We start from the raw sequence: 24,749 nt of genomic DNA, 5'->3' as shown, positions 1-24,749 counted from the left end.
ACAGACGCATAGGTTTNGAAAAGGGCGGCGCGTGCCGCCCTTTGCTTTTCTGACACCCCGGGGCAGTGTGGAAACGAGACGACGATGCAAGATGATGACATGCTCTATCCACCTGTAGACCCCGTGAAAGTGGGTCTGCGCGGCTGTTGCCCCCGATGCGGCCACGGTCGGCTTTTCGATGGTTTCCTGAAGCTGAAGCCGCGTTGCAGCGCCTGCGGCCTAAATTATGCGTTTGCCGACGCGGGCGAGGGGCCTGCTGTTTNCGTCATGCTCATCGTCGGGTTTCTCATCATCGGTATGGCGCTGTGGCTCGATGCGCGTTTTGCGCCGCCCGTCTGGGTGCATGCGTTGATCTGGATACCCGCTGCGATTATCATCTCGCTGATTTTGCTGAAGAAGATGAAGGGCATCATGATCGCCTTGCAATATCGCAACAATGCACGCGAAGGCAGCCTTGATCGTGACTGATACGAAGACCACCACCTCCACTCAGCGTAGCCTTTGGTTTGCGGCGCCTTTCGTCCTTCTGGTTCTCGTACTCCTGCTGGCGCTCGGTACATGGCAGGTGAAACGCCTGTACTGGAAAGAAGCGCTGATGGCGGATATCCAGCAGCGTATTCATGCAGCACCCGTTCCGCTTTCAGATATCGAGACACTCGCTGCGTCGGGTGGCGATATCGAGTATCGCACCGTCGCGCTGTCGGGCACGTTCGACCACACGAAAGAACAGCATTTTTTCGCGACGTTTCAGGGGCAGAGCGGATATTACATCTACACACCTCTGCGCCTTAGCGATGGCCGCACGATTTTCGTCAACCGGGGTTTCGTGCCTTACGATATGAAAGAGCAGGCAAAACGGGCGGCGGGCGAAGTATCCGGTGTCGTTTCTCTCGAAGGACTGGCGCGGGCTCGTCTGGCGGCCAAGCCGTCCAGCCTGTTGCCAGACAATGACCGCGCGAAAAATATCTACTACTGGAAAGACCTGGCCGCGATGACCGACAGCGCGGGTATCGAGCCCGGCAACGTGCTGCCATTCTTCGTTGATGCCAATGACGCACCCAATCCAGGCGGTTGGCCGAAGGGCGGTGTGACGCTGATCGATCTGCCGAATAATCACCTTCAATATGCGATAACATGGTACGGATTGGCCGCCGCCCTTGTCATCGTGGCAGGTTTTGCCTATGTCCGGGGCGTAAGAAATTCCAGAGAATGAAGCACCGGGAGGCTGAAGGAGAAGGAATGAATATCGCCGTTTCCAAACCGCCTCTGACGATCAGGCTCTGCGGCCCGCGCGGTTTCTGCGCCGGTGTTGATCGTGCCATCCAGATCGTCGTGCTGGCGTTGAAAGCCTATGGCGCTCCTGTTTATGTGCGCCACGAGATCGTCCACAACCGTTATGTGGTCGAAGGTCTCGAAGCCAAAGGCGCCATTTTCGTTGAGGAACTGAACGAGATTCCCGCAGAGCATCGCCAGCAGCCGGTGGTATTTTCTGCCCATGGCGTGCCGAAATCCGTACCGGAGGATGCGCAGGCCAGAAACCTGTTTNATCTCGATGCGACATGCCCGCTGGTGTCGAAGGTTCATAAACAAGCCATGCGCCATCAGCGCCTCGGTCGCCACGTCGTCCTCATTGGCCATGCTGGCCACCCGGAAGTCATCGGTACCATGGGTCAGTTACCCGAAGGTGCGGTATCGCTGGTGGAGACGGTCGAGGATGCGGCGCGTTATCAGCCCGTCGATACGCGAAATCTGGGCTTCGTGACGCAGACGACCTTGTCGGTGGATGACACGGCTGGTGTCATCGCCAAGCTTCAGGAGCGCTTTCCAGCCATGCAGGCGCCGGCCGCAGACAGCATTTGTTATGCCACCACCAACCGTCAGGATGCGGTAAAGCAGGCGGCACCCGGTTGTGACCTGTTCATCGTCGTCGGCGCACCCAATTCATCCAATTCCAAGCGTCTTGTCGAGGTTGCCTTACGCGCAGGTGCCAAGCGTTCCGTGCTGGTTCAGCGCGCAGCCGAGATCGATTGGGATCAAATCGGTGACGTCCAGACTGTGGGTCTTTCCGCGGGCGCTTCCGCCCCGGAAGTCATCGTCGACGAGATCATCCAGGCTTTCAAGGCGCGTTTCGATACCACGCTGGATTTGGCCATCACGGTCGAAGAGACCGAGCATTTTCTGGTGAACCGCGAACTGCGCGAGATCGAACTGACCACGCAGGACATGGCCTTCGTCAATGGCACCGCAAGTGACGCTTTGCCGCCGAAGCCAGCGTCGGGCTTTTGATTTCAAATAATCCCACATTCTTCAAGAGATCAGACATTGGCAGTTTATACGGATATCAGCGAAGACGATCTGAAGCATTTCCTCGAGCAGTATGATGTTGGCGAGCTGACGTCCTATAAGGGCATTGCCGAGGGCGTGGAAAACACTAATTTCCTGCTGCACACGACCAAGGATCCGCTGATTCTGACGCTCTATGAGAAGCGCGTGGAGAAGTCGGACTTGCCATTTTTCTTAGGCTTGAAGCAGCATTTGTTCGCTAATGGCCTGTCCTGCCCGTTGCCGCTTCCCCGTCACGACGGTGAACTGCTGGGCGAACTGTCGCAGCGGCCTGCCGCCCTGATTTCGTTTCTGGAAGGCATGTGGCTGCGCAAGCCGGAAGCCAAACACTGCCGGGAAGTGGGCAAGGCTCTCGCCGCCATGCATTTGGCCGGTGAAGGGTTCGAGCTGAAACGTCCCAATGCGTTGTCGGTTGAGGGCTGGAAGGTTCTTTGGGATAAATCCGAAGCCCGCGCTGATGAAGTCGAGGCTGGTTTGCAGCAGGAAATCCGTGCCGATATCGATTTTCTCGCCGCCAACTGGCCGAAGGATTTGCCCGCAGGCGTCATCCATGCCGATCTGTTTCAGGACAACGTGTTTTTCCTGGGCGATGAACTGTCTGGCCTGATCGACTTCTACTTCGCCTGCAATGATCTGTTGGCCTATGACGTGTCGATCTGTCTTAACGCCTGGTGCTTTGAGAAGGATGGGTCTTATAACGTCACAAAGGGCAAAGCTCTTCTGGAAGGCTACCAGTCCGTACGGCCCATGAGTGGTGCCGAGCTTGACGCGCTGCCGCTTCTGGCGCGCGGCTCGGCACTACGCTTCTTCCTCACGCGTCTCTATGACTGGCTGACGACGCCGGAAGGTGCGCTGGTCGTCAAGAAAGATCCGCTGGAGTATCTCGGCAAGCTACGCTTTCATCGCAGCATTGAAAACTATGCCGAATACGGACTGGTGGGACGATGAAGCACGTCGAGATTTATACCGATGGTGCCTGTTCCGGCAACCCCGGGCCGGGCGGCTGGGGCGCTGTTCTTCGCTATGGCGAAACGGAGAAGGAACTGTGTGGTGGTGAGGCGGAGACGACCAACAACCGCATGGAACTGATGGCCGCCATCTCATCGCTCAATGCGCTGAAATCCCCCTGCGAAGTCGATCTCTATACCGACAGCGCCTATGTGAAGGACGGGATTACCAAGTGGATTTTCGGCTGGAAGAAAAAAGGCTGGAAGACCGCGGACAACAAGCCCGTCAAGAATGTGGAGCTGTGGCAGGCGCTGGAGTTGGCGCGAGAGCGACACAAGGTGACGCTGCACTGGGTCAAGGGCCATGCGGGCCACCCGGAAAATGAACGCGCCGACGAGCTTGCACGAAAAGGCATGGAGCCTTTCAAACGGCGGTAACAGACAGGTGCTTTACTGGGGTTTGAGGATTGCACTTCCCGGCCTATCTTCACCAAAAAACATAAAGCAGAAGAGGGACACCCCATGATCTTACATTGTGTTTTCGTACGCTTCAAATCCGCGACCGCGACGGCGGAAAAACAGGCGATCTACGAGGCCATCACCGCGCTGAAAGATGTCATTCCCGGGATCATCGACGTGAAGTGCGGACAGAATATTTCGTCCGAAGGCCTCAACGGCAATTTTCTGGATGGCTTTATCGTCACACTGGCAAGCCCGGAAGCACGCGACGAATATCTTGCCCACCCCCAGCATGTGGATGTCGGCGAACGCCTGATCGGATTGACCGATGGTGGCGCGGCGGGCCTTCTGGTTTNCGATATGGCCGTATAAGGTACGACTGCGGCGGTAAGCCGCCGCAGTCGTCGCATCTGTCAGCTTGATTTGCTGATGGCAGCCGCTATCTGTTCGACGTTGTAGCGGAACATCTTTTCGTAGGTCGATGCGGGGCCCTTGGCTTTGGAGAGCGCTTCGACATACAATTCGCCGCCCGGCTCTGCGCCGGTGGCCTTTGCCACCTGCTTCACCAATCGCGGGTCATTCGAGTTTTCGAAGAAATACGTCTTCACATGCTCGGCCTTGATCTGCTCGATCAGCTTGCCGACATCTCCGGCAGACGCTTCTGTCTCGGTGGACACCCCTAGTGGTGACAGGAACGTCACCTTGTATTCGCGCCCAAAATAACCGAATGCGTCATGGCTCGTGAGCACCTTGCGGCGGTCTTCCGGAATGGTGTCAAACTTCGCATGCGCGAAGGCGTCGAGACCATCCAGCGTCTTGAGATAGGCTTCTGCATTTGCCTTGAAATCTGCCTTGTCAGCCGGGTCTGCGGCGGAAAGCGTCGTTTCGATGTTCTTGACCCAGATTTTGACATTGATTGGGCTGTTCCACACATGCGGATCGGTCACCGTCTTGCCGTCCTCTTCCATGCTGCGCGTCTGAATGCCCTCGGAGACAGTGACGGGTGTGCCCTTGTAGCCGGAGGCGGAAATCAGGCGGTCCATCCATCCTTCGAGGCCAAGCCNGCTGACGAAAACGACGTCCGCCGCTTTCAGGCTTTTTGCATCGGCAGGCGATGGCTCGAATTCATGTGGATCGCCATCCGGCTTGACGAGGCTGGTCACGGTCACATGCTTGCCGCCCACTTGTTTGACGACATCGGCAAGCACGGTGAAGGAGGCGACGGCCTTCAGTTCTGCCGCGGATACGGGAGCTGAGAAGGCGATAAGTGCAGAGATGGCAGTAGAGAAAAGTAAAGTGCGGGATAACATTGGCACGTCTCCTGATTAGCCCTTTAGATGCGGGCGGGTGAAATAGCGTCCTGCAAGGCCTGCCGGTGCTGCGATGATGGACAGCCCGTAGAGGCAGGTTGCAGCCATGATGATGGTTGGGCCTGAAGCCAGTTCGAAATGGTATGAAACGACAAGGCCGACATAGCCGGAGATGGCAGCGCTCACGGCTGCAACCACCAGCATGGAGGGAAGATTGCGGGTCCATAGTTGCGCGATGGCTGCGGGTAGCATCATCAACCCCACCGCCATCAGCGTGCCGAGGGCCTGAAAGCTTGCCACCAGATTGATGACGACAAGCACCAGAAAGATGACGTGATACACCGGACCGCGTCCGCCCACGGCTCTCAAAAANCCGGGATCGAAACATTCGGTCACGAGAGGGCGATAGATGATGGCGAGGACAACGAGTGTCAGCGAGGTGATGGCGCCGATCTGATAGAGCGCTGGCGCGTCTATGGCGAGTATCGTTCCGAACAGCACATGCAGAAGATCGACATTCGACCCATGCAGCGAAACGATCAGAACTCCGAGCGCCAGCGAGGCAAGATAGAAACTCGCAAAGCTCGCATCTTCCTGCAACGGCGTGATGCGACTGACGATACCGGAGAGCAGCGCCACGGAGAGGCCAGCGACCAGTCCGCCAACGCCCATGGCGGTCAGTGACAGTGAACCGGCGATGAGATAGCCGATGGCCGCGCCCGGCAGAATGGCGTGGCTGAGCGCATCTCCCATCAGGCTCATGCGCCGCAACATCAGAAACACACCGATCGGGCTGGCACCGGCTGCAAGGCAGAAGCAAGCAATCAGAGCGCGCCGCATGAAGCCGTAGTCCTGAAACGGCGCAAGGAAAATGTCATAGGCCGTCATGCTGCGGGCTCGCAGACATCGCTGGCCTCATCCCAGCGTTCGGCCATGATACGCGCGCGTAACAGATTGACAGGCGACATGACCTGATGTGTCGGCCCCCAGGCGATCAGTTCGCGTGCGATCAGCAGGGTGTCAGGAAAGTGAGCACGCACCTGTTCGAAATCATGCAGAACGGCAACGACAGTGCGCCCCTCACCATGCCAATGTGTGACGATATCCAGAAGGTCGCGTGTCGTGCGCGCATCGATGGCGGTAAACGGCTCATCCAGCAGAATGACGCTGGCATCCTGCATCAGCAGGCGGGCGAAAAGAACACGCTGGAACTGCCCGGCAGACAGCGCCCCTATAGCCCTTTTTTCGAAACCCGAAAGGCCAACCGTTGCCAAGGCTTCTTCAGCCCGCTTTTCATCTTTTNGGGTAACACTTCCAAAGGCGCCTGCGGTCTTCCATGCGCCCAATATCACCGTCTCCAGAACAGAAATCGGAAAACGGCGGTTGATATCCGTCGCTTGCGGGAGGTAACCGAACTCCGCGCGCTTGAGCGCGTGATCGACAGAGCCCTGTGAGGCCTTGATATCGCCGATGATCGCCTTCAGCAGCGTCGATTTGCCCGCACCGTTTGGGCCTGCGATGGCCGTCAGGCTTCCCTTGGCAAAACTGCCAGAGATGTGGTGCACCGCCGGGTGGCGGTCGTACGCCACCGTCAGATTGTCAATTGTCAACACCGCAGCATCGCTCATGACAACACCACAGCCCAGAAGATGGCGAGCCAAAGCGGGACAAGAATACCGAGCACGATGAAAAGGCGTGTGGATATGGATTGTTGCAGGAGGCGCCGAAAAGAAAAGGAATGCAGCATTTGGATGCTCACAATAATGTTATATAATTACTGTGATAGTATAACAATTGCGGCGGAAGAATGACGTGAGAACATGCAACGGGGGGACAAAGGGTCCGGCCGTGGGTGGCGGCATCGAGCAATGCGCGTGGCGGTCTACGAGCGGGAAATACCGGCGTAATCCCGGACTAATGGTCCAAGATCACGCCGAACAGCAGATTAAAGTTGTTCGATCATTGTCGCCGCGGACGAAACCGTTGCCTGACCGGGATTTTCTTCAACATTCAACGACTTAACCACGCCATCTTCAACCAGCATGGAATAACGCTTGGATCGGACGCCGAGGCTGCCAGCGGAAAGGTCGGCATCGAGGCCGAGCGCCTTGGTGAAGGAAGCGTCCCAATCTGCGAGAAAGTGGATTTTGCCCTGTCCGCCAGATGACTGCGCCCAAGCGCCCATGACATGCCAGTCATTGACGGAAATGACGGCGATATCGTCAACGCCGCGCGCAAGAATGGTGTCGCGGTTTTCGAGATAACCGGGAAGGTGGTTCAGTGAACAGGTGGGGGTAAACGCGCCTGGAACGGCGAAAACGACGACCTTCTTGCCGCTGAAANGAGCATCTGTCGTTGTTTCAATCGGGCCGTCAGCCGTCTTTTCCTTGAAGGTCGCGGATGGAAGTTTGTCGCCGATCTTGATGGTCATGATGTCGCTCCTGTGGCAATGATCCGGCGCGACTATAGAGGATGATTTCGAAAAGTCGCCAGCGAATTCAGCGCAACTCACTGCGGAAAATCAAGCGGAGCTTCCATCACTTTCTGACCGGATTTTACCAGAATGGTCCAGCGCTGACCCTTGGGATTATAGGACTTCGGAAGTCCTTTTATGTTCATGTAGAAAGACAGCTTGCGCTTGTCGCGCACCATGTTCTGCGGCTCGAAATAGGCATAGCCGGATGGGCCGGCAACGAAGATTTCCGTTTCCTTCGGCGCATCCTCCGGCAGTCGCAAATCAACACCCAGCAAGGTCTTGTCGGGCGTGATGTGGAAACTCTGCACCCGGAAATCGTCGTTGGCCGGTTCCGGCAGGGCCATATTTGCGGTTTCCACGGCCTGCGTTTCTTCTTCCGTGGCCGCTTTTCCGTGATCCTTGCGGATGTCGAAATTGGCTTCGAATGGAATGCAGATATTGAGACAGACACCGATGAAAGCCGTCAGCCGCGCCTTGTCTTCATCGGAACCAGACTGAGACTGCAACGTGAAAGGCAGGCTGACCGGAGCGTCGTAACCGATATCGCTGATCTCGCCGTTTTCGATGAGTTTGGGCACCGGGAACGCCAGCGAAGTCAGGGCTGCGCCACCTGCGGGATCAAGCATTATTTTTGGCGGAATGCCGGCTTCTCCCGGCTCGCGCCAGTAGGTTATCCAACCGGGTTTGAGATCAATCTGCAAAACTGCATCGATGCGGCCCGTGGCATCGGCAGGCTTGCTGACGATGCGCATGCGCCCGCCTTCACTCGTTTCCCACGTCGTTACATCTGCCTGTGCGAACTTTGGGGGAGATGCCAATGCGAGCGTGAGAGCAAACAATGGCAGGGATGCGCGTAAGAAAAGAAAGAGCGTAGCGTTCATGTCTTCGGTCTAGCCTAACATCTATCAGGGGNCCAGTTACGATTTNCACCCCATCATCATTTNCGGTTGATTGATCGGCCTCTATGTCGCATCCTTCGCTTGAACCAACCCTCATGCCGTACCTCTTCCCACGAGAATAGAGCAGACCGGAGGCAGCCGTGACCTTTTCGACCCTGATGGACAAGAAAGAGCGTGGCTTTCTGGATGGCCATTTTCTCATCGCCATGCCGGGACTGGAAGGTGGTGCGTTCGAGCGTTCGGTCGTCTATATCTGCGCCCATTCCGATGCGGGAGCCATAGGCTTCATCATCAACCGGGCCCAGCAGATTACCTTTACCGATGTGCTTCTGCACCTGAAGATGATGGACCAGAACGATGCCATCATGCTGCCCGACCGCACCCGTCAATTTCCTATCCAGTGTGGCGGGCCCGTCGAGTCCGGGCGGGGCTTCGTGCTGCATTCGGACGACTATAGCAGCGAGTCCAGTATCCCTGTCAGCGACGATATTTCCCTGACGTCGACGCTTGATATCGTGCGTGCCATTTCCGGTGGGCGGGGGCCGGACAAGGCAACCATGCTGCTGGGCTATGCTGGCTGGGGGCCGGGACAGCTTGAAANCGAGATGGTCAACAACGGGTGGCTCAATTGCCCGGCATCGGAAGATCTGATCTTCGACCGCACTCTGGAAANCAAATACGAACGTGCTCTGGGTTTGATGGGTGTGGATCCTAGAATGTTGTCGGCGCAGGCGGGTCATGCTTGAGAGACTTAAATTTTAGCGGAACTAAAATTTGATCCTGACGTTTTTACCTCGGTCGCCAGCGCCACGTCTGGTTAAAAAACTAGGGAGAAATATCATGGGTAGCACATCCGATAAAGTCGCTGGCAAGGCCAACGAAATTGCAGGCAAGGTCAAGCAGGGCGTAGGCAAAGCAACGGACAACGACAGCCTGCGCGCCGAAGGTGCCGCACAGGAAACCAAAGGCAAGATTCAGTCCACAACGGGTAAAGCCAAGGACGCAGTCAAGGACGCGGTAGACCGGGCCTAATCTGCCTGCACGTCAGCAAGCTTGCTGACAGCAGTCCAAATAAAGCGCATGTGTTCTTGAAACACATGCGCTTTTTTATCTGTAATCTCTTATTCCTCTCAGCTCAGAGCCGATTTTACGGTTCGTTTCCAGGAGCGATACATGCGCCTATTCTCATGCGCTGCCTGCGGTCAGCCCGTCCATTTCGACAATCGATCATGTGTCAAATGCGGTCACCGCTTGGTCTTCGTGCCACAGACGCTTTCCATGGAGGCGATAGAGCCTGCCGGTGATCCGAACTGGTCGCTGGTGGCGCACCCGGAGCGTCAGGTCCGCTTCTGCGCCAACGAGGTGAACGACATCTGCAATTGGTCTGTGCCAGCAGAAAGCAACAGCAATTTTTGTCCGGCTTGCAGCCATAACAGGCTCGTGCCAGACGCCGCCACCGAAGAGGGCGTTGAACAATGGCGCAGGCTTAGCCAGGCGCAACGCCACCTTTTCTATTCAATGCTGCGTTTGAAGCTGCCGCATCCCAATCGCGACGTTGATCCCCAAGGCGGCCTCGTCTTCGACTTCCTTGTGGATGAGGTGGCACCTGACGGTTCCATCATTCCCGCCATGACGGGCCATGATGAAGGCCTCATCGCCATCCGCGCTGCCGAGTCTGACGATGCTACGCGCGAGCAGATCAAGAGCAACATGAACGAGCCTTACCGCACCATGCTCGGTCACTTCCGCCATGAAGTCGGTCACTTCATCTGGAACAAGTTGGTGCGTGACGCGGACCGGTTGGAGGCTTGCCGCGCCGTGTTTGGCGACGAGCGCGAGGATTACGGCGAAGCGCTGAAGCGCAATTATGAGCAGGGACCACGCCCCGGCTGGCAGGAAACATTCATCAGTTCCTATGCCTCGGTCCATCCATGGGAGGATTTCGCGGAGTGCTTTGCGCATTATCTGCATATCGTGGATACGCTGGAAACCGCGCATGCATTCGGCATCGCCATCGAGCCCGAAGGCCACCAAGAACTGGAGACAGATGTCGCCTTTGAGCCCTACAGCGCAAGAAGCGCGCAACAACTCGTGGATGCGTGGATACCCTTGACTGTCGCGCTCAACTCCATGCAACGCAGCATGGGCGAGGCGGATCTCTATCCCTTCGTGCTGGCCCCAGCAGTGGTGGAAANGCTGGAATTCATGCACAAGCTACTGCACGATAAAATTCCAGCGAACCAGCAGACCGGTTGGCAGCAGGGTTTTCAGCAGCAGGCGCACCAGAATCAGGCTCTTTTGACCACCTGAAAACGCTCCCGAAGCAGTTTTAGAGCAGCATCGGGTGTATCGGGCGTGCCGAACAGGAAGCTTTGCCCGTAATGACAATTCATGCGGGCAAGCTCAGCAGCATCCTCCGGCGTTTCGATACCTTCGGCAACAACCTGCATTTCGAGCGCACGCGCCATGGCAATAATGGAGCGCAGCAGCACGTTGCGCTTGTCACTGGTGTTGGCGACAAGCGCCTTGTCCAGCTTGATCGTGTCGAACGGGAACCGCGTCAGATAGGCAAGCGAGGAATAACCCGTTCCAAANTCATCGAGCGCAAGGCTCAGGCCGGTTTCCTTGAGCTTGGCCAGAACAAGCCGGGCCTGTTCCGGATTTTCCATGACGACGGATTCGGTCAGTTCCAGCTTCAATTGCTTCGGGTTACAGCGGGTCCGCTGCAACATGCTGCGCACATCCGTGTAAAGCTCGTTGTTGAGAAGCTGTGCGCTGGAAATATTGACAGAGATGAAGATCGGCAGCTTGTCGATGGCGTGCTGCCAGTCCATCAGGTCCGTCGCCGCACGCTCGAGAGCGAACATTCCCAAAGGTTCGATCAGGCCGGACGCTTCTGCCACCGGAATAAACTCACTTGGAGGAATGGTGCCGCGTTTGGGGTGTTCCCACCGCATCAGCGCTTCGAAGCCTGCCAGATCGCCATTATCAAGCTTNATGATGGGCTGATAGGCAAGCGACAGTTCCTTGCGCTCGATCGCGCGGCGCAGATCGCTTTCCATTTGCAGACGGTCGGTGCCGGAAGTGCGGAAGGCCGGGCGGAACGGCTCGACGCGGTTGCCGCCAGCGCGCTTGGCGCGGTACATGGCAAGCTCGGCATCGCTGAGCAGACCAGCCGCGTTTTCTTGCTGATCGATCCATGACACGAGCCCGATGGACGCCGTCAGAATGATTTCGCGATTGGCGAAATTGATCGGCACCATGATGGCTTTGTTCACGGCCTCGGCGAAATCTGCCACGCGCTGTGGGTCACGTTCCGACACCAGGATAAGACCGAATTCATCGCCTGAAAGGCGGGCCAGCGTGTCCTGCGGCTTCAACAAACGACGCAAGCGGCGCGTGAGCGCAATCAGGATGTTGTCACCGGCGGCAATGCCGAGCGTATCGTTGACCAGCTTGTAACGGTCGATATCGATGGCCATTACGGTCGGGCGCACCGTCTCACCCTCGGGTGCTAGGTTGAGGACCGATTGCAGACGGTCAAGGAAGACTTGGCGGTTGGGAAGACCGGTCAGATTGTCGCTCAGCGCATCCTGCAACAGCCGTTCGATGGAATTTTTCTGTTCGGTAATATCAGTAATCGTGCCGACGCAGCGAATGATTTCACCGTTCGAGCCAAGCACCGGCCGCGCCCGAATTTGCAGCCAGTGAAAATGGCCGTCCTCGGCGCGAATACGGAATTCGTGATTGAGACGCCCTTTGCGGTGATCGAGTAGAACGTCCAGCGTCGCCTTGAAGCGATCACGATCATCGGGATGCAGACGCGGAATCCAGTTTCGCGCAGCGCCATGCATCGTGCCGGGATTTAACCCGAGTTTGACCGAAACGTCAGGGGTGGTGACGATGCGGTCGCGTGTCACATCCCAGTCCCACACGGTATCACCGCTGCCTGTCAGAGCCAGCGATTGCCGCTCCAGATCGGAGAACAGCCCTTGCTGGTAAGCGCTACCTGCGAACGCATGCTGAATGACCGTAAAGCCGATCAGCAGCACGATCAGAACAAGGCCGCCCCCGAGGGCCGGCTGTACGATGTCGTTGTCCAGTTGGCCTGTCACCGTCAGCCAGCTTCCAAACAGCCATACGATGATCAGTGCCCATGATGGGACCAGGAGTATGGCGCGGTCGTAACGGTTAAAGCCGAGATAGATGATCAGCACGATTCCAGCGGTCGCCGTCAACGCAAAGGAAAGGCGGGCAATGCCCGATGCGATTGACGGATCATAGATCGCAACGCCAAAAAGCGCGCCAAGCCCGATAATCCACGCAAATGTCGCGTAACCTAGATGTGCGTGCCATCTGTTCAGATTGAGATAGGTGAACAGGAAGACAACGAAACTGGAAGCGAGCGCCACTTCGGCACCCGCGCGCCATATTCGCTCGTCGCTGGAGGTGACGGTGATCAGCTTTNCCAGAAAGCCAAAGTCGACGCAGATATAGGCCAGAACCGCCCACGATAATGCTGCGGACGCGGGCAGCACGGACGTGCCTTTGACGACGAAGAGAATGGTCAAAAGGACCGCCAGCAGACCCGCAATGCCCAGAACGATACCGCGATAAAGCGTGAAAGCGTTGATCGTGTCCTTGTAGGCCTCGGGCTCCCAAAGATAGATTTGCGGCAGTTGCGGCGTGGATAGTTCTGCCACAAAGGTAATCACCGCACCCGGATTGAGTGTGATACGGAACACATCCGCGTCGGCGCTCGGTTGCCGGTCCAGCGCAAAGCCTTCACTGGGCGTGATGGCAATGATGCGCTGCGAACCAAGGTCCGGCCAGAACAGCTTCGAGTTTACCAGACGGAAATGCGGCGCGACGATCACGCGCTCCAACTGTTCTTCGGAGACGTTGGCCAGCGCAAACACCGCCCAGTCGCCTTGATGCGCGGGGGAGGAAGCCCGCACCTCGATACGACGGCGTATGCCGTCAGGTCCGGGCGCGGTCGAAACCTGAAAAGCTTCGCCCTGATTGGCGTAGATATCCGTTGTTGCGGTCAAATCCAGCGCGGTATCGTCACGGGAAATCTTGACCGGCTCAAAGGCATGCGCCTGTGCGGCAAACAGCACATATAAAAACAGCAAGGGTGTAAAGCGCGCGACAGTCACAAGACGTCCAACGACGCGCGACGCAAGGCTAATATATTTCATCTATCCTACTGCGTCCCGGCGGTATTTTGCTTATCGGCAATCAGGGAGAACATAACGTGGTCCCGCCAAACGCCGTTTATTTTCAGATATTCCCGCAAGAGACCTTCCCGCTGAAATCCGGCGTTTTCAAGCAGCCGTATGCTTTTGAAGTTTTCTGGAATACAGGCTGCCTCAATACGGTGCAACTGCAGTCCATTGAAGATGTAGGGTATTACCAGCTTTAATGCGGCAGACATATGGCCTTGGGCCGCATAAGCCTCGCCTATCCAATAACCGATCATGCAACTTTGCGCGGCGCCGCGTCTGATATAACCAATGGTGATGCCGCCCAGAAGCGTTGCATCCTGAGTAAAGAGCAGCAGCGATATGGCCATGCCCGAAGAGAATTCCTGGCCGTTGCGGGTGACACGCACGCGAAACGAACTTTCCGTCAACTCGTCGGCCCGCCATGTCGGCTCCCACGGCTGCAGAAACTGCCTGCTTTCAGACCGCAGCTTGTACCACTGCTGGTAATCTGAATAGCGCGGCAACCTCAACAGATACTCAGCGTTACGAAGTTCCGGTGTATCGCTGTTGCGGGAAAGAAAACGCAGCATGTAAGGTCAGACCTCATCCCCACTTGCCGCGGACATATGCCTTGCCGTCAGCCGTTAGCCTGTATTTNGGTGGATGGCGTTGCCGAAAGCTCCGCCGTGATGTCCGAAAGCGGCAGCAGGTTTTCCAGCGGGCCGATGGCGGATAATGTTGGAACTGTATCGAAAAACAAGCGACCTGCAAGATCGGTCAGACGTTCGGTCGTGATATCGCCCAGACGCTGCATCATCTCGTCATTGGGAATAGGGCGGCCATAGAGCATCATCTGCCGGGCGATCTGTCCGGCACGCGCCGCAGGGCTCTCCTGACCCATCAAAAGCTGGGCGCGGATTTGCGCGCGGGCGCGGTCGATTTCTTCCTGATGGATCGCTTGCGACGATTTGCGGAGCTCATCGAGAATGACGGGAACCAGTTCTGCCAGATCGTTGCTACCAGTCGCAGCATGAATGCCAAAGATGCCGGTATCGGAAAAGCCCCAATGAAACGCATAGACCGAGTAGCAAAGGCCACGAAATTCACGCACTTCCTGAAACAGCCGCGAAGACATGCCGCCGCCGAGGATGTTGGCGAGGATTTGTGAACAGTAAAAATCCCGGGCGTGATAGGCCTTGCCTTCGAAACCCAGCAGCACCTGCGCATCCATCAGATCACGCGTCTCGCGGATTTCGCCACCGGTATAGATGGCTTTTTCCATGACGGGTGTCGCGATCGGAAGCTGTGGCAGACCGGCGAAACGCTCTTCAACCTGTTTGACGAAGCTCTCGTGGTCTACCGCACCCGCCGCCACGACAAACATGCGGTCAGTGGTGTAGTTGCGTGCCAGATAGTGGCGAATTTGACCCGTCGAGAAGGACTGCACCGTGTCAGGCGTGCCCAGAATTGGACGACCAATGGTCTGATCGCGATAGGCAACGCCGGAAAAATTATCGAAGAGCACGTCATCAGGCATGTCGGTCGCAGCACCGATTTCCTGCAGAATGACGTTCTTCTCACGCTCCAGTTCCGCCTCGTCGAAGGCGCTCTCCGTCAGAATATCGGCAAGGATATCGACGGCCAACGGCACGTGGTCTTTCAGGACGCGAGCATAATAGGAGGTGGTTTCGGTGGATGTCGCGGCGTTGACTTCGCCGCCGACATTCTCGATTTGCTCGGCAATCTGCCGCGCTGTGCGGCGGCCAGTGCCCTTGAAGGCCATATGTTCGAGGAGATGCGCGATGCCATGCTCGTCATCGGTCTCGTCGCGCGAACCGGATTTTATCCAGACCCNGAGAGCGACGCTTTCAAGGTGAGGCATTCTTTCGGTAACAACCGTCAACCCGGAAGAAAGCCGGGTTACATTCACACTCATATCAAGTCTTTCCGCGTCACTCACTCTTGGCGCGAGCATGTTTGCCGATGAATTTTTCTACGGCGTCCAGCTCAGCATCCAGAATGTCGAAACGCTCCTCCCGGTTCATCAGATCAGCAAGCCATACTGGAAGCGCCGGATCAATTTCGCAAGCGGATTTTACAGCTGCAGGAAATTTCGCTGGATGTGCGGTGGCCAAAGTTACCATCGGAGTGTTTGATTTTTCGTGCTTTTTCGCCACGAAAACAGCAGAAGCCGTGTGCGGATCAAGCAGGTAACCACTTTCCGAAAAAGTATCGCGAATAGTCGCAGCAACCTGTTTTTCGGTGGCGCGACCCGCACGGAAATCACGCTTGATGAACTTCATCGCCTTGTCGGAAATATCGAAAGCACCGGATTGTTTCAGGCCATCCATGGAGCGTTTTACGGCCCCGGCATCGCGATCATAGGCTTCAAACAGAAGCCGCTCGAAGTTGGACGAAATCTGAATATCCATGGACGGCGACGTCGTGGCGTGCACACCGCGCATTTCGTAACGACCGGTCTTCAGGGTACGCGCCAGAATGTCGTTGTCATTTGTGGCAATCACCAGCTTGTCGATAGGCAGGCCCATCTGCTTGGCAACGTAACCCGCAAAAATATCGCCAAAATTGCCTGTCGGAACCGTGAACGACACCTTGCGGTCTGGGCCACCCAGCGAAAGCGCTGCGGTAAAGTAATAGACAACCTGCGCCATAATGCGCGCCCAGTTGATGGAGTTCACGCCCGACAGTTTGACGCTGTCGCGGAACTTGCCGTCATTGAACATGTCTTTGACAAGGGTCTGGCAATCATCGAAATTGCCGTGAACGGCAATCGCATGCACGTTGGATGCCGTGGAGCTGGTCATCTGGCGCTGCTGCACCGGTGAAACCTTCCCATGTGGGAACAGAATGAAAATATCGGTGCGTTCGCGGCCCGCAAAGGCGTCGATGGCTGCGCCACCGGTATCACCCGATGTCGCACCGACAATGGTGGCGCGTTCGTTACGCTCCGTCAGCGTGTAATCCATCAGGCGGGCGATAAGCTGCATCGCCACGTCCTTGAAGGCGAGCGTCGTGCCGTGAAAAAGCTCCAGAATGAACGAATTAGGGCCAGTTTGTACCAAGGGAACGACCGCCGGGTGGCGGAACGTGGCGTAAGCGTCATCAATCATCGCGCGGAATGCATCGGCCGGAATCTCGCCGCCGGTAAANCGGTACAGAACCTCGAAGGCGACTTCCTGATAGGATTTNCCGCGAAGCGCGCGAATTTCCTTCTTCGACATGGTCGGCCATTTGCGGGGAACGTACAGCCCGCCGTCACGCGCCAAACCCGCCAGAAGCGCGTCGGAGAAACCAAGAGATGGGGCGCTGCCCCTGGTCGATACATATTCCACGAGATAGTCCCTTATCGTCAGCGGCGTCTGCCTGAAAACTTTAGTTTGGCGCGGTGGCGAAGGATTTTGTAAATTTAAAGCAAATCCGAACACAACCAATCGATTTTTTCCAGCGCCGCTGCTATAGACCATCGCCGACGGGCATGAAAGGCCAATAAACGGGTTCTATGGTCCTGCATCGGTATAGTTTTTGAAGGGTTGAACAGAGTGACAGGGAATATTTTGCGTTTGTCCGCCGCCATATCGCTTCTGGCTGTGCTGAGCGGTTGCAACTCTTCCAATCCATCGGACTCGATGGCCGTGAATGCGCCGACCGCCGAGGCGGTGTCCCCGGTCGTTCAGGCAAATTGCCCGGGGATTACCATTCTCGACGCCAACGCCGTCCACCGCGTTTATGCCGGTGGTGGCAATGATCCTGCGAAACTGGTTTATCAGGCGTCATTGTCCGACACGACGCGCTCCTGCAGCATGAGCAACGATACGCTGACCGTGAATGTTCTGGCGCAGGGTCGTCTCGTCCCAGGCCCGCTGTCAAAGCCCGGCCGCGTCAACCTTCCGATCCGCGTGACGGTGAAGGACGGCGACGGCGAAATCTTCTCTCAGGTTACGAATTTTGCTGTCGATGTTCCAGCAGGCGATGCGGGAACGCAATTTATTTNCAACAACCCCAACGTCGCCATTCCCAACGCACCAGGCGGCGCATCACGGCAGACAAATGTCTTTATCTCGTTTGATGAGGGCGGCGCGAAGGCTGGCACGAAGAGGGGTCGGCGCGGGTAGGGCTGGTCTTCGAGAGAAAACCGTTGAACTTAAAGCCCTGCGGCTTTGCGCAGGGCTTCCCCTAGACAGCTTTGCCAGCCTTCTCTGTGTGTCACGCCACGCCAGCCCATTCCGACAGCGCTTCAATTGTCGCGGGCAAGTCCTGCATTCGGGAAATAACCGTTTCCGCACCGGCATCCGTCAGGCGGTCTGCGTGGCTGGGGTACGTGTGTGACGCGCCGGTAAAGCCGATAACGCGCATGCCTGCGGCGCGTGCGCCTCTGATGCCGTGCACGGAATCTTCAATGACGACGGCGCGGTCCGGCGAGACGTTGAACTGTTTTGCGCCATGCAGGAAGATATCCGGCTTCGGCTTGACGCGGTCTGCACCCAGATCCTTGGCGGAATAGACATGGCCTTCGAAATAGGGCTTCAGACCGACCTTGGTCAGCATCATTTCCAGACGGGCGCTGGATGAGTTGGAGCAGATGCAGCGCGGCGTCGTCAGGCGCGATAGCGCAAGTTTGACGCCTTCTATGACCTTTACGTCCCGCTCAAGCCGGGCATCCAGAAGCTTCTCTGACTTTTCCAGCAACGATGCGGACAAAGGGATGCTCGCTTCGCGCTCGACTTCCAGCAGGATGTTTTTCCAGGTCATGCCCGAGAAGCGCTCGCCCATTTCTTCGGTCGAGATCGGATATCCGGCATCCGTCAACAGGCGGGACTCGACCTGTGCGGCGATGATTTCGGAATCGACCAGAACGCCGTCGCAGTCGAAAATAATGAGGTCGAAGCCACTCATGGGCTCTCCTTGACAATTGGGTATGGGAGGAACGGTTGATATTGGAAGAGTTGTGCGCTTTTAGACCATGTGAACCGCAAGCTCAACCAGTGGCACTGCAAACGAGCCCTGCAACAGGCGGCCTTGCTCGACAATGTTTACGCAGCGCTTTATGTCATGCCATGGCCAAGACTCCGAAAACCAAACCTGAAGATACCATCGCCTCGAAAATCAGCCGCATGCTGGCGGAGCGTATCGTGCGTGGTGAACTTGCGCCCGGCGCTCGCCTCCGTCAGGACCATGTCGCCGAGGAGTTTGGTGCGTCGCATGTGCCGGTGCGCGAGGCATTTCGTCGTCTGGAGGCGCAGGGGCTTGCCGTCAGCATCCCACGCCGTGGCGTGCGGGTGGCTGACTTCGGCCTCTCGGATGTGCAGGAAGTGGCGGAAATGCGTGCGGCGCTGGAAGTGCTGGCGCTGCGTCACGCCATTCCCAACATGACCGCGGCCATTCTGGACGAGGCGGAAGCGGCAACGCTGGCGGGTGACAGGGCTATGGATGTGCGCCAGTGGGAAGAGGCGAACCGTCGCTTTCACCGGCTCATCACCGCACCATGCGCCATGCCACGACTGATGGAGGCCATCGACGGACTTCATGCGGCGAGCGCGCGTTTTCTGTTTTCGGCGTGGCGGGCAGGGTGGGAGCGACGCACGGATACCGACCACCGCGCCATCATCGAAGCAATCAGGGAAAACCGTCACGACGAGGCAATTCGCATCCTGACCGGTCACGTACAATGGATCGGCCGCACCGCGATCCGCACGCCGATGGGCACAACGCGCGATGCATTCGCCATCGTCGGCTAAACCAGCGATAGGCTACATCGGCTTTTTGCGGAATATCAGTCTGTGATATTCAGTTCCGTGCGCTCGGCCGCAGTCACCGTCGCATTGACTTCCTTGGGCTCGCGCTTGGTTTTATCGTCGTACGTAATTTTGACCGAATAATTTCCCGGACGCAGGGTTTCCTGGTGCTTCGTGTCGTAACGCCCTGAAATCTCCTTCTGCGTGCCCTGAAGATCCTTGGTCGTTTCGAGAATATCGATGCGCTGTGCGTCTGGTGCCGAAACGGCCAGAACGCCAGCGTCGAGATTGACTGTCAGGTTCGTGCGCTGGCCTGCGGTCACTGTGAATGGTGTCTCCACGCTGACCTGGCCAAGGCGCGCCCGCATGATGAAGTTGCCAGCGGGCATCTGCATCAGCTTGCCGACGCCATAGGTACCGGTCAGCGTCTCGCGGGTTCCATCCAGTGTCTGGTCCGGAGAGACGGTCTCGAAGCGGATGTTGTCGGTCTCAACCGCACGCCCACCTTCCTTGTAGACCGCGCCTGTAACCACAACACCGCTTGGAATGATGAGATCATGGCTGACGATTTCGCCCGCCTTCACGCTGATCGTTGCTTCTGCATGCGCCGGGCCGATGCGGCCCGCCAGCTTCAACTCACCAGCGGGAACGAAAATCTGCTTCGATCCATAAATACTGTCGGTGAAGTTTGATCCCTGCGTTACCTCGACGCGGGCCAGTGGCTCGGCTTCCTTGCTGTCCTGGCTGCGCTTGGGAACGATGGTCAATTGCGCGGCATCGAAATCGGCCTTCACTTCAGCAACCGAACCATCTTTTATCTCGACGGGGATTTCATGGCTGATATTGCCAAGAGCAGCCACCGCCACGTATTTTCCAACCGGAATTTTCTCCTCGAACGTGGCATCGTAAGCGCCGCCAACATTCTCGTCGCTCCGCCCGCCCGTGCTGTCAGCCTTGTAGAAGTCCCAGCGTACCTTGTCGCTGTTGCCCAACGAAGGTCCACCCTTGACCAGAACCGCGTCCGTTTTGACGTTGATCTGCGGTGCGGGAGCAGGTGGCTTGGCGTTCTGCGCAAAGGCAGTGCTAGCGAGAAGTGTGGAAACGACAATGAGAGAAACGCGCATTCTAAATATACCCCTGCAACCCATACCCTTTGGCCCATCCATCTAGATGGCGCGCAAAATTCCGAAATCACAACGTTTAAAGTGAAATCTGGTTCCATTGCGCACCATTGATTATGGGTGAGGTGGCAAATGTGCCCGAAAGGTTCGATCGGCGTTATCGCCCCAACGACGCGTAGCGATCTTAAANCCCGGATTGCTTAACCGCGATAATTTCCCCCTTTNCCCCAGTTCGCGTATTTTTTNACGTACTTAGCGCGATTTAGCATCACTCGTTCAGTGTTTGATAACCAACTTCGGTAACCATAAGGGTCAGTTCAGTCGAGTAAGCGTATGGAGCGAGTACCCATGGCATCAGTGTTTCCGCTGGCCGATTTTCGGCGCGCCGGTTTTGATCTTGCAGGTGAAAGCGATGCCTGGAAAGACAGTATCATAAAGGGCGATTGCGTGGCCGCGCTCGAAGCGCTGCCAAGCCAGTCCGTCGATGCGATTTTTGCCGATCCGCCATATAACCTGCAGCTTGGTGGCACTCTTCACCGCCCGGACCAGTCGCTGGTGGACGCCGTCGACAATGATTGGGACCAGTTTGCATCCTTCGAAGCTTACGATGCCTTTACCCGCGCCTGGCTTCTGGCCTGCCGCCGCGTGCTCAAGCCCAATGGCACGATCTGGGTCATCGGCTCCTATCACAATATCTACCGCGTCGGCTCCATTCTTCAGGACATGAATTTCTGGATTTTGAACGACATCGTCTGGCGCAAGACCAACCCTATGCCGAACTTCAAGGGTCGCCGGTTCCAGAACGCGCATGAAACCATGATCTGGGCCAGCCGAGATGCCAAGGCAAAANGCTACACCTTCAATTATGAAGCGCTGAAGGCATCCAACGATGATGTTCAGATGCGCTCCGACTGGCTGTTTCCCATTTGCAGCGGCGGAGAGCGCCTGAAGGGCGATGACGGCAAGAAAGTCCATCCGACCCAGAAGCCGGAAGCCCTGCTGGCGCGCATCATCATGGCGTCCACCAAGCCCGGTGATGTCGTGCTTGACCCGTTCTTCGGCTCCGGCACCACGGGCGCGGTGGCGAAACGTCTCGGCCGTCATTTCGTCGGTATCGAGCGTGAGCAGGATTATATCGATGCGGCCTCTGCGCGCATCGCTGCTGTCGAGCCTCTGGGCAAGGCGGAACTCACCGTCATGACCGGCAAAANGGCAGAGCCGCGTGTTGCATTCAACGTGCTTCTCGAAAGCGGCCTCGTTCGCCCCGGCCAGGTTCTGACCGATGCAAAACGCCGCTATAGTGCCATCATTCGTGCCGATGGGACCGTAGCTTCCGGTGGCACCGCCGGTTCCATTCACCGTCTTGGCGCCAAAGTACAGGGNCTGGATGCGTGCAACGGCTGGACGTTCTGGCACTTCGAAGACGGAGAGGCTTTGAAGCCTATCGATGATCTGAGAACACTGATCCGTAATGAAATGGCAAAGGCGGGATAAAAGCGATCCACCGCTTTGCCCTTGCCACGAAAGGCGGTCTGACCGCCCTGCATACTTCATCCGGTTTNAGTACCTTCAGTCCCGGGTGAAGAGTAACAGACGCCCGGCGTTCCCTGAACGTCGGNCGTCTGTGTATCCGTTATTAATCATAACAGAATTTTCTTAAATATATCAATTGCATGGCAAGCTTCGAGCAAGTATGGCTCTGTAGCTAGTGCGTCCAAGGGAGCCACTAACAAGCCGCCAACGGGTCTGCCGGGGTGTCAGAAATGATATGCCGCAAAGGACGATCCGAAAATAACAAAGACGGCAATTTCCCGATTGTGAGATTTACAAATCTGGCCGTTCGCGGCCGGACTGGTGCAGGTAGAAGACCGCCATTTTCGCCTGCACCAGACATTCTCGCCTCAGATCTCGATGCCGTGTGCGGCAAGATCGGCTTTCAATTTCTCAGCACCCGTAAAATGCACCGCCTGCCATCCGGCAGCTTTTGCGCCTTCTACATTCGGCAATGAATCATCAATGAAAATACTGCTGGCAGGATCGAGGTCAAAAGTCTGGGCATGCAACTCGTAAATTGCTACATCGGGCTTGATCAGGCCGACATCACCGGACACGGTCACGCCGCGTGACAAGGTGAGGAATGGATACATCTTTNGAGCTTCGCGGAAGGTGTCGGAGGCGAAATTGGTCAGCATCGTAACGTCATAACCTGAGGCGATCAGGCCGTTCAGAATGGCAACCGAATCGTCATAGGAATGCGACACCATTTCGTGCCAGTGCAGGCGAAAAGCGCGGATCGTCTTTTCGTGGTCTGGATGGTCTTGCAAAAGCAGGGCTTCGGCTTCCTCCCATGTGCGGCCCCGGTCCTGCTCCAGGTTCCATTCATGGGTGCAGACGTTTTCGAAGAACCATGCCCGCTCTTCAGCATCGGGGATCAGGCGGCTATAGGGAAGGTTCGGGTCGTAGTGGATCAAAACCTTGCCGATGTCGAAAACGATGTGATTGATCTTGGTCATCAAGTATTCCTGCTTTNATCGAAGGCCAAAGGAATAGCCTGAGATATGGCTTTTTNCATCACCGTTGGCAGAGCTTGAGCATCAAGATTTGTGACCGGCTCCCACCATTCGTCATTGGCGCCGGGTTGCACGCTGCCGGAAATTCTGGCCCGGAAAATGGAAAGACGAAGCTCGAAATGCGTGAAGACATGGACGATTGAGCCTGCTGGCTCCCAATCCGCATCGAAAGGCGCATGGTCGGTGCCGGTGCCGCCATCGATCCGCGCCGTCCATGCCGTGGTCGGCACCTCGGTCATGCCACCGAGGAGCCCTGTTTCGATACGGCGGCGCAGCAGGATTTCGCCCTTGTTATTCACCACAACGAAGGCCGCTCCTACACGCACGGGCTTCTCCTTCTTGGCAGCCTTCACCGGAAAGCGCTCCGGCTCATCTTGAGCTAGCGCCAGACAGTGGCTGTTGTAAGGACAGAGTGCGCAGGCCGGACGTTTCGGCGTGCAGATCGTGGCGCCTAGATCCATCATCGCCTGCGCAAAATCACCAGGACGGTCGGCAGGTGTGATCTCGGCCACCTTTGCCCGCATCACACCCTTAGAGCCGGGCAGGGGAGCGTCGATGCAAAACAGGCGGGAAATCACCCGCTCGACATTGCCATCCAGCACCGCAGCTTGGCGGTTGAATGCAATGGCCGCAATGGCTGCCGCCGTATAATCGCCAATACCGGGGAGCTTCTTCAGGCCTTCTTCTGTATCGGGAAACACACCTTCGTGTTCATTGGCAACGGCTTCAGCGCATTTCTTCAGGTTGCGGGCGCGCGCATAATAACCAAGCCCTGCCCATGCAGCCATCATCTCATCGCTGGGTGCGGCGGCCAGATCCTCGACCCTTGGCCACAGCGCCAGAAACTTGGCAAAGTAGGGCTTCACCGCCTGGACAGTGGTCTGTTGCAGCATCACTTCCGATAGCCAGACGTGATACGGATTGGCCCGTAAACCCTTTGCTGTCATCGGCGGTGAGGTGCGCCACGGCAGGTCGCGGTGGTGCCGGTCGTACCATGTCAGCAGCATGTCCGCATAAGGCGGGTTTTCGATTTTATGAAGCATGGTTTGCTGTGGTCCTCGTATTGCGCCTATACTTGGTTCATCCGCTGGCGTCGATCAAGCCCATCACTTCCGCGCAAAAAAGAGTTCACGAGTAGACAATGAAAAAGCCCCGCAAAGGCGTTATCCAGATTGCCGAAATTGCAAACGGCATCATCGATCCGGTTCTGGCCAAGAGGGCCGGTATCAGCACTGCTTTGCTCGGGTCCTGGGATGAAATTGCGGGTAGCGATTTCGCAGATTGTACGCGCCCGGAAAAGATCACATGGCCGCGCCGTGACGAGGGACCGGACCGTGGCGGATATCAGGCTGGCGTTTTGACAATTGCCTGCGAAGGCGCGCGCGCCCTGTTTCTAACCCATGCGCAGGGCGAATTGATTGCCCGCATCAACGGCTTTTTCGGTTTNCCTGCAGTGCGACAGATCAGGATTGTGCAAAAACCTGTGTCGCAAACGCCCAATCGTCGCCCCAAGCCGCAGCCTTTACGCGGTGATGCCGCAAANCGCCTCGAAGGCATGATGGACGGCATTGAAAGCGAAGCCTTGCGCAAGGCAGTCGAACGCCTGGGGACCGCTGTTTTACAGAAGCGTACGCGTCGCGGCACGATTTGATGCAGCTTAAAGA

At 56.9% G+C, this 24,749-nt stretch carries 24 protein-coding genes and 1 pseudogene; 12 read left to right on the top strand and 13 right to left on the bottom strand.

The window, feature by feature from the left end; all coding sequences use genetic code 11:
• Positions 1 to 84: 84 nt before the first annotated feature.
• From CUC55_RS03555 to CUC55_RS03530, 6 genes are all read left to right on the top strand, one after another.
• Positions 85 to 468, top strand: coding sequence for a DUF983 domain-containing protein (locus CUC55_RS03555; RefSeq protein ID WP_103086984.1), 384 nt, complete (start codon positions 85 to 87; stop codon positions 466 to 468).
• Complete coding sequence (locus CUC55_RS03550) at positions 437 to 1,213, top strand: SURF1 family protein (protein ID WP_067651555.1); 777 nt, start codon at positions 437 to 439, stop codon at positions 1,211 to 1,213. Before CUC55_RS03555 ends, CUC55_RS03550 begins: the two co-directional genes overlap by 32 nt.
• Before the next feature lie 26 nt (positions 1,214 to 1,239).
• Positions 1,240 to 2,286, top strand: a complete 1,047-nt coding sequence (gene ispH, locus CUC55_RS03545; RefSeq protein WP_103086983.1) for a 4-hydroxy-3-methylbut-2-enyl diphosphate reductase — start codon at positions 1,240 to 1,242, stop codon at positions 2,284 to 2,286.
• A 36-nt stretch (positions 2,287 to 2,322) separates the two neighbouring features.
• Positions 2,323 to 3,291 carry a homoserine kinase gene (locus tag CUC55_RS03540; protein ID WP_067651559.1) on the top strand — a complete coding sequence of 323 codons (969 nt, stop codon included), beginning with the start codon at positions 2,323 to 2,325 and terminating at the stop codon, positions 3,289 to 3,291.
• Entirely contained in the window at positions 3,288 to 3,728 is a 441-nt protein-coding gene (gene rnhA, locus CUC55_RS03535; protein ID WP_067651561.1) for a ribonuclease HI, read from the top strand. Before CUC55_RS03540 ends, rnhA begins: the two co-directional genes overlap by 4 nt.
• An 84-nt stretch (positions 3,729 to 3,812) precedes the next feature.
• Complete coding sequence (locus tag CUC55_RS03530; RefSeq protein WP_103086982.1) at positions 3,813 to 4,121, top strand: Dabb family protein; 309 nt, start codon at positions 3,813 to 3,815, stop codon at positions 4,119 to 4,121.
• A 41-nt stretch (positions 4,122 to 4,162) separates the two neighbouring features.
• Here CUC55_RS03530 and CUC55_RS03525 read toward each other — a convergent pair whose 3' ends face one another.
• From CUC55_RS03525 to CUC55_RS03505, 5 genes are all read right to left on the bottom strand, one after another.
• On the bottom strand, positions 4,163 to 5,059 hold the full coding sequence (locus CUC55_RS03525; protein WP_103086981.1) for a metal ABC transporter substrate-binding protein: 897 nt from the start codon (positions 5,057 to 5,059) through the stop codon (positions 4,163 to 4,165).
• A 15-nt stretch (positions 5,060 to 5,074) separates the two neighbouring features.
• Positions 5,075 to 5,947 carry a metal ABC transporter permease gene (locus CUC55_RS03520; protein WP_067651570.1) on the bottom strand — a complete coding sequence of 291 codons (873 nt, stop codon included), beginning with the start codon at positions 5,945 to 5,947 and terminating at the stop codon, positions 5,075 to 5,077.
• The gene (locus CUC55_RS03515) at positions 5,944 to 6,687 is read right to left on the bottom strand and encodes a metal ABC transporter ATP-binding protein (RefSeq protein ID WP_103086980.1); all 744 of its coding nucleotides are present in this window, start codon (positions 6,685 to 6,687) and stop codon (positions 5,944 to 5,946) included. Before CUC55_RS03515 ends, CUC55_RS03520 begins: the two co-directional genes overlap by 4 nt.
• A gap of 317 nt (positions 6,688 to 7,004) precedes the next feature.
• Positions 7,005 to 7,490 (bottom strand): peroxiredoxin, encoded by a 486-nt coding sequence (locus CUC55_RS03510; RefSeq protein WP_103086979.1) that lies wholly within the window; start codon positions 7,488 to 7,490, stop codon positions 7,005 to 7,007.
• A 77-nt stretch (positions 7,491 to 7,567) separates the two neighbouring features.
• The gene (locus CUC55_RS03505) at positions 7,568 to 8,416 is read right to left on the bottom strand and encodes a protein-disulfide reductase DsbD domain-containing protein (RefSeq protein ID WP_067651577.1); all 849 of its coding nucleotides are present in this window, start codon (positions 8,414 to 8,416) and stop codon (positions 7,568 to 7,570) included.
• 158 nt (positions 8,417 to 8,574) lie between these two features.
• On the opposite strand from CUC55_RS03505, the gene CUC55_RS03500 reads away from it, so the two are divergent.
• The 3 genes from CUC55_RS03500 to CUC55_RS03490 all read left to right on the top strand — a co-directional run bounded on the left by CUC55_RS03500 (position 8,575) and on the right by CUC55_RS03490 (position 10,744).
• A complete protein-coding gene (locus CUC55_RS03500; protein WP_103086978.1) occupies positions 8,575 to 9,180 on the top strand; it encodes a YqgE/AlgH family protein in 606 nt (201 codons plus the stop codon).
• A gap of 94 nt (positions 9,181 to 9,274) precedes the next feature.
• A complete protein-coding gene (locus tag CUC55_RS03495; RefSeq protein ID WP_067651580.1) occupies positions 9,275 to 9,466 on the top strand; it encodes a CsbD family protein in 192 nt (63 codons plus the stop codon).
• A gap of 141 nt (positions 9,467 to 9,607) precedes the next feature.
• On the top strand, positions 9,608 to 10,744 hold the full coding sequence (locus CUC55_RS03490; protein ID WP_103086977.1) for a zinc-binding metallopeptidase family protein: 1,137 nt from the start codon (positions 9,608 to 9,610) through the stop codon (positions 10,742 to 10,744).
• Here the strand turns inward: CUC55_RS03490 and CUC55_RS03485 are convergent.
• The 5 genes and pseudogenes from CUC55_RS03485 to CUC55_RS03460 all read right to left on the bottom strand — a co-directional run.
• A pseudogene (locus tag CUC55_RS03485) lies at positions 10,723 to 13,539 on the bottom strand (EAL domain-containing protein); the annotation flags it as partial. The gene CUC55_RS03490 and the pseudogene CUC55_RS03485 overlap by 22 nt on opposite strands.
• A 101-nt stretch (positions 13,540 to 13,640) precedes the next feature.
• Positions 13,641 to 14,231 carry a GNAT family N-acetyltransferase gene (locus CUC55_RS03480; RefSeq protein WP_067651589.1) on the bottom strand — a complete coding sequence of 197 codons (591 nt, stop codon included), beginning with the start codon at positions 14,229 to 14,231 and terminating at the stop codon, positions 13,641 to 13,643.
• A gap of 47 nt (positions 14,232 to 14,278) precedes the next feature.
• Positions 14,279 to 15,577, bottom strand: coding sequence for a M16 family metallopeptidase (locus tag CUC55_RS03475; RefSeq protein ID WP_103086976.1), 1,299 nt, complete (start codon positions 15,575 to 15,577; stop codon positions 14,279 to 14,281).
• Between the two features lie 16 nt (positions 15,578 to 15,593).
• A complete protein-coding gene (gene thrC / locus CUC55_RS03470; RefSeq protein WP_067651981.1) occupies positions 15,594 to 16,994 on the bottom strand; it encodes a threonine synthase in 1,401 nt (466 codons plus the stop codon).
• A gap of 871 nt (positions 16,995 to 17,865) precedes the next feature.
• Positions 17,866 to 18,555 carry an HAD family hydrolase gene (locus CUC55_RS03460; protein WP_067651595.1) on the bottom strand — a complete coding sequence of 230 codons (690 nt, stop codon included), beginning with the start codon at positions 18,553 to 18,555 and terminating at the stop codon, positions 17,866 to 17,868.
• A 161-nt stretch (positions 18,556 to 18,716) separates the two neighbouring features.
• On the opposite strand from CUC55_RS03460, the gene CUC55_RS03455 reads away from it, so the two are divergent.
• Entirely contained in the window at positions 18,717 to 19,397 is a 681-nt protein-coding gene (locus CUC55_RS03455) for a GntR family transcriptional regulator (RefSeq protein WP_067651600.1), read from the top strand.
• Between the two features lie 35 nt (positions 19,398 to 19,432).
• Here CUC55_RS03455 and CUC55_RS03450 read toward each other — a convergent pair whose 3' ends face one another.
• Positions 19,433 to 20,518, bottom strand: coding sequence for a hypothetical protein (locus CUC55_RS03450; RefSeq protein WP_245304009.1), 1,086 nt, complete (start codon positions 20,516 to 20,518; stop codon positions 19,433 to 19,435).
• Between the two features lie 345 nt (positions 20,519 to 20,863).
• On the opposite strand from CUC55_RS03450, the gene CUC55_RS03445 reads away from it, so the two are divergent.
• Entirely contained in the window at positions 20,864 to 22,009 is a 1,146-nt protein-coding gene (locus CUC55_RS03445; protein ID WP_103086973.1) for a site-specific DNA-methyltransferase, read from the top strand.
• Positions 22,010 to 22,416: 407 nt separating this feature from the next.
• Here the strand turns inward: CUC55_RS03445 and CUC55_RS03440 are convergent, their stop codons facing one another.
• Both CUC55_RS03440 and mutY read right to left on the bottom strand, forming a co-directional pair.
• A complete protein-coding gene (locus CUC55_RS03440) occupies positions 22,417 to 23,028 on the bottom strand; it encodes an HAD family hydrolase (protein ID WP_103086972.1) in 612 nt (203 codons plus the stop codon).
• Positions 23,028 to 24,092, bottom strand: coding sequence for an A/G-specific adenine glycosylase (mutY, locus tag CUC55_RS03435; RefSeq protein ID WP_425352728.1), 1,065 nt, complete (start codon positions 24,090 to 24,092; stop codon positions 23,028 to 23,030). Before mutY ends, CUC55_RS03440 begins: the two co-directional genes overlap by 1 nt.
• A 134-nt stretch (positions 24,093 to 24,226) precedes the next feature.
• Here mutY and CUC55_RS03430 point away from each other — a divergent pair, with 134 nt between their 5' ends.
• A complete protein-coding gene (locus tag CUC55_RS03430; protein WP_103086970.1) occupies positions 24,227 to 24,736 on the top strand; it encodes a DUF721 domain-containing protein in 510 nt (169 codons plus the stop codon).
• Positions 24,737 to 24,749 lie beyond the last annotated feature (13 nt).

This window comes from Agrobacterium bohemicum (assembly GCF_002896715.1).
Lineage (GTDB): Bacteria > Pseudomonadota > Alphaproteobacteria > Rhizobiales > Rhizobiaceae > Agrobacterium > Agrobacterium bohemicum.
This window is presented reverse-complemented; position numbering and strand designations above follow the sequence as displayed.

Excerpts from the sequence above, each read along its gene's own strand:
- rnhA (WP_067651561.1), top strand. The coding sequence starts at position 3,288 with ATGAAGCACGTCGAGATTTATACCGATGGTGCCTGTTCCGGCAACCCC.
- CUC55_RS03450 (WP_245304009.1), bottom strand. The coding sequence starts at position 20,518 with ATGCGCGTTTCTCTCATTGTCGTTTCCACACTTCTCGCTAGCACTGCC.
- CUC55_RS03480 (WP_067651589.1), bottom strand. The coding sequence starts at position 14,231 with ATGCTGCGTTTTCTTTCCCGCAACAGCGATACACCGGAACTTCGTAAC.
- CUC55_RS03550 (WP_067651555.1), top strand. The coding sequence starts at position 437 with ATGCACGCGAAGGCAGCCTTGATCGTGACTGATACGAAGACCACCACC.
- CUC55_RS03505 (WP_067651577.1), bottom strand. The coding sequence starts at position 8,416 with ATGAACGCTACGCTCTTTCTTTTCTTACGCGCATCCCTGCCATTGTTT.
- CUC55_RS03455 (WP_067651600.1), top strand. The coding sequence starts at position 18,717 with ATGGCCAAGACTCCGAAAACCAAACCTGAAGATACCATCGCCTCGAAA.
- CUC55_RS03460 (WP_067651595.1), bottom strand. The coding sequence starts at position 18,555 with ATGAGTGGCTTCGACCTCATTATTTTCGACTGCGACGGCGTTCTGGTC.
- CUC55_RS03495 (WP_067651580.1), top strand. The coding sequence starts at position 9,275 with ATGGGTAGCACATCCGATAAAGTCGCTGGCAAGGCCAACGAAATTGCA.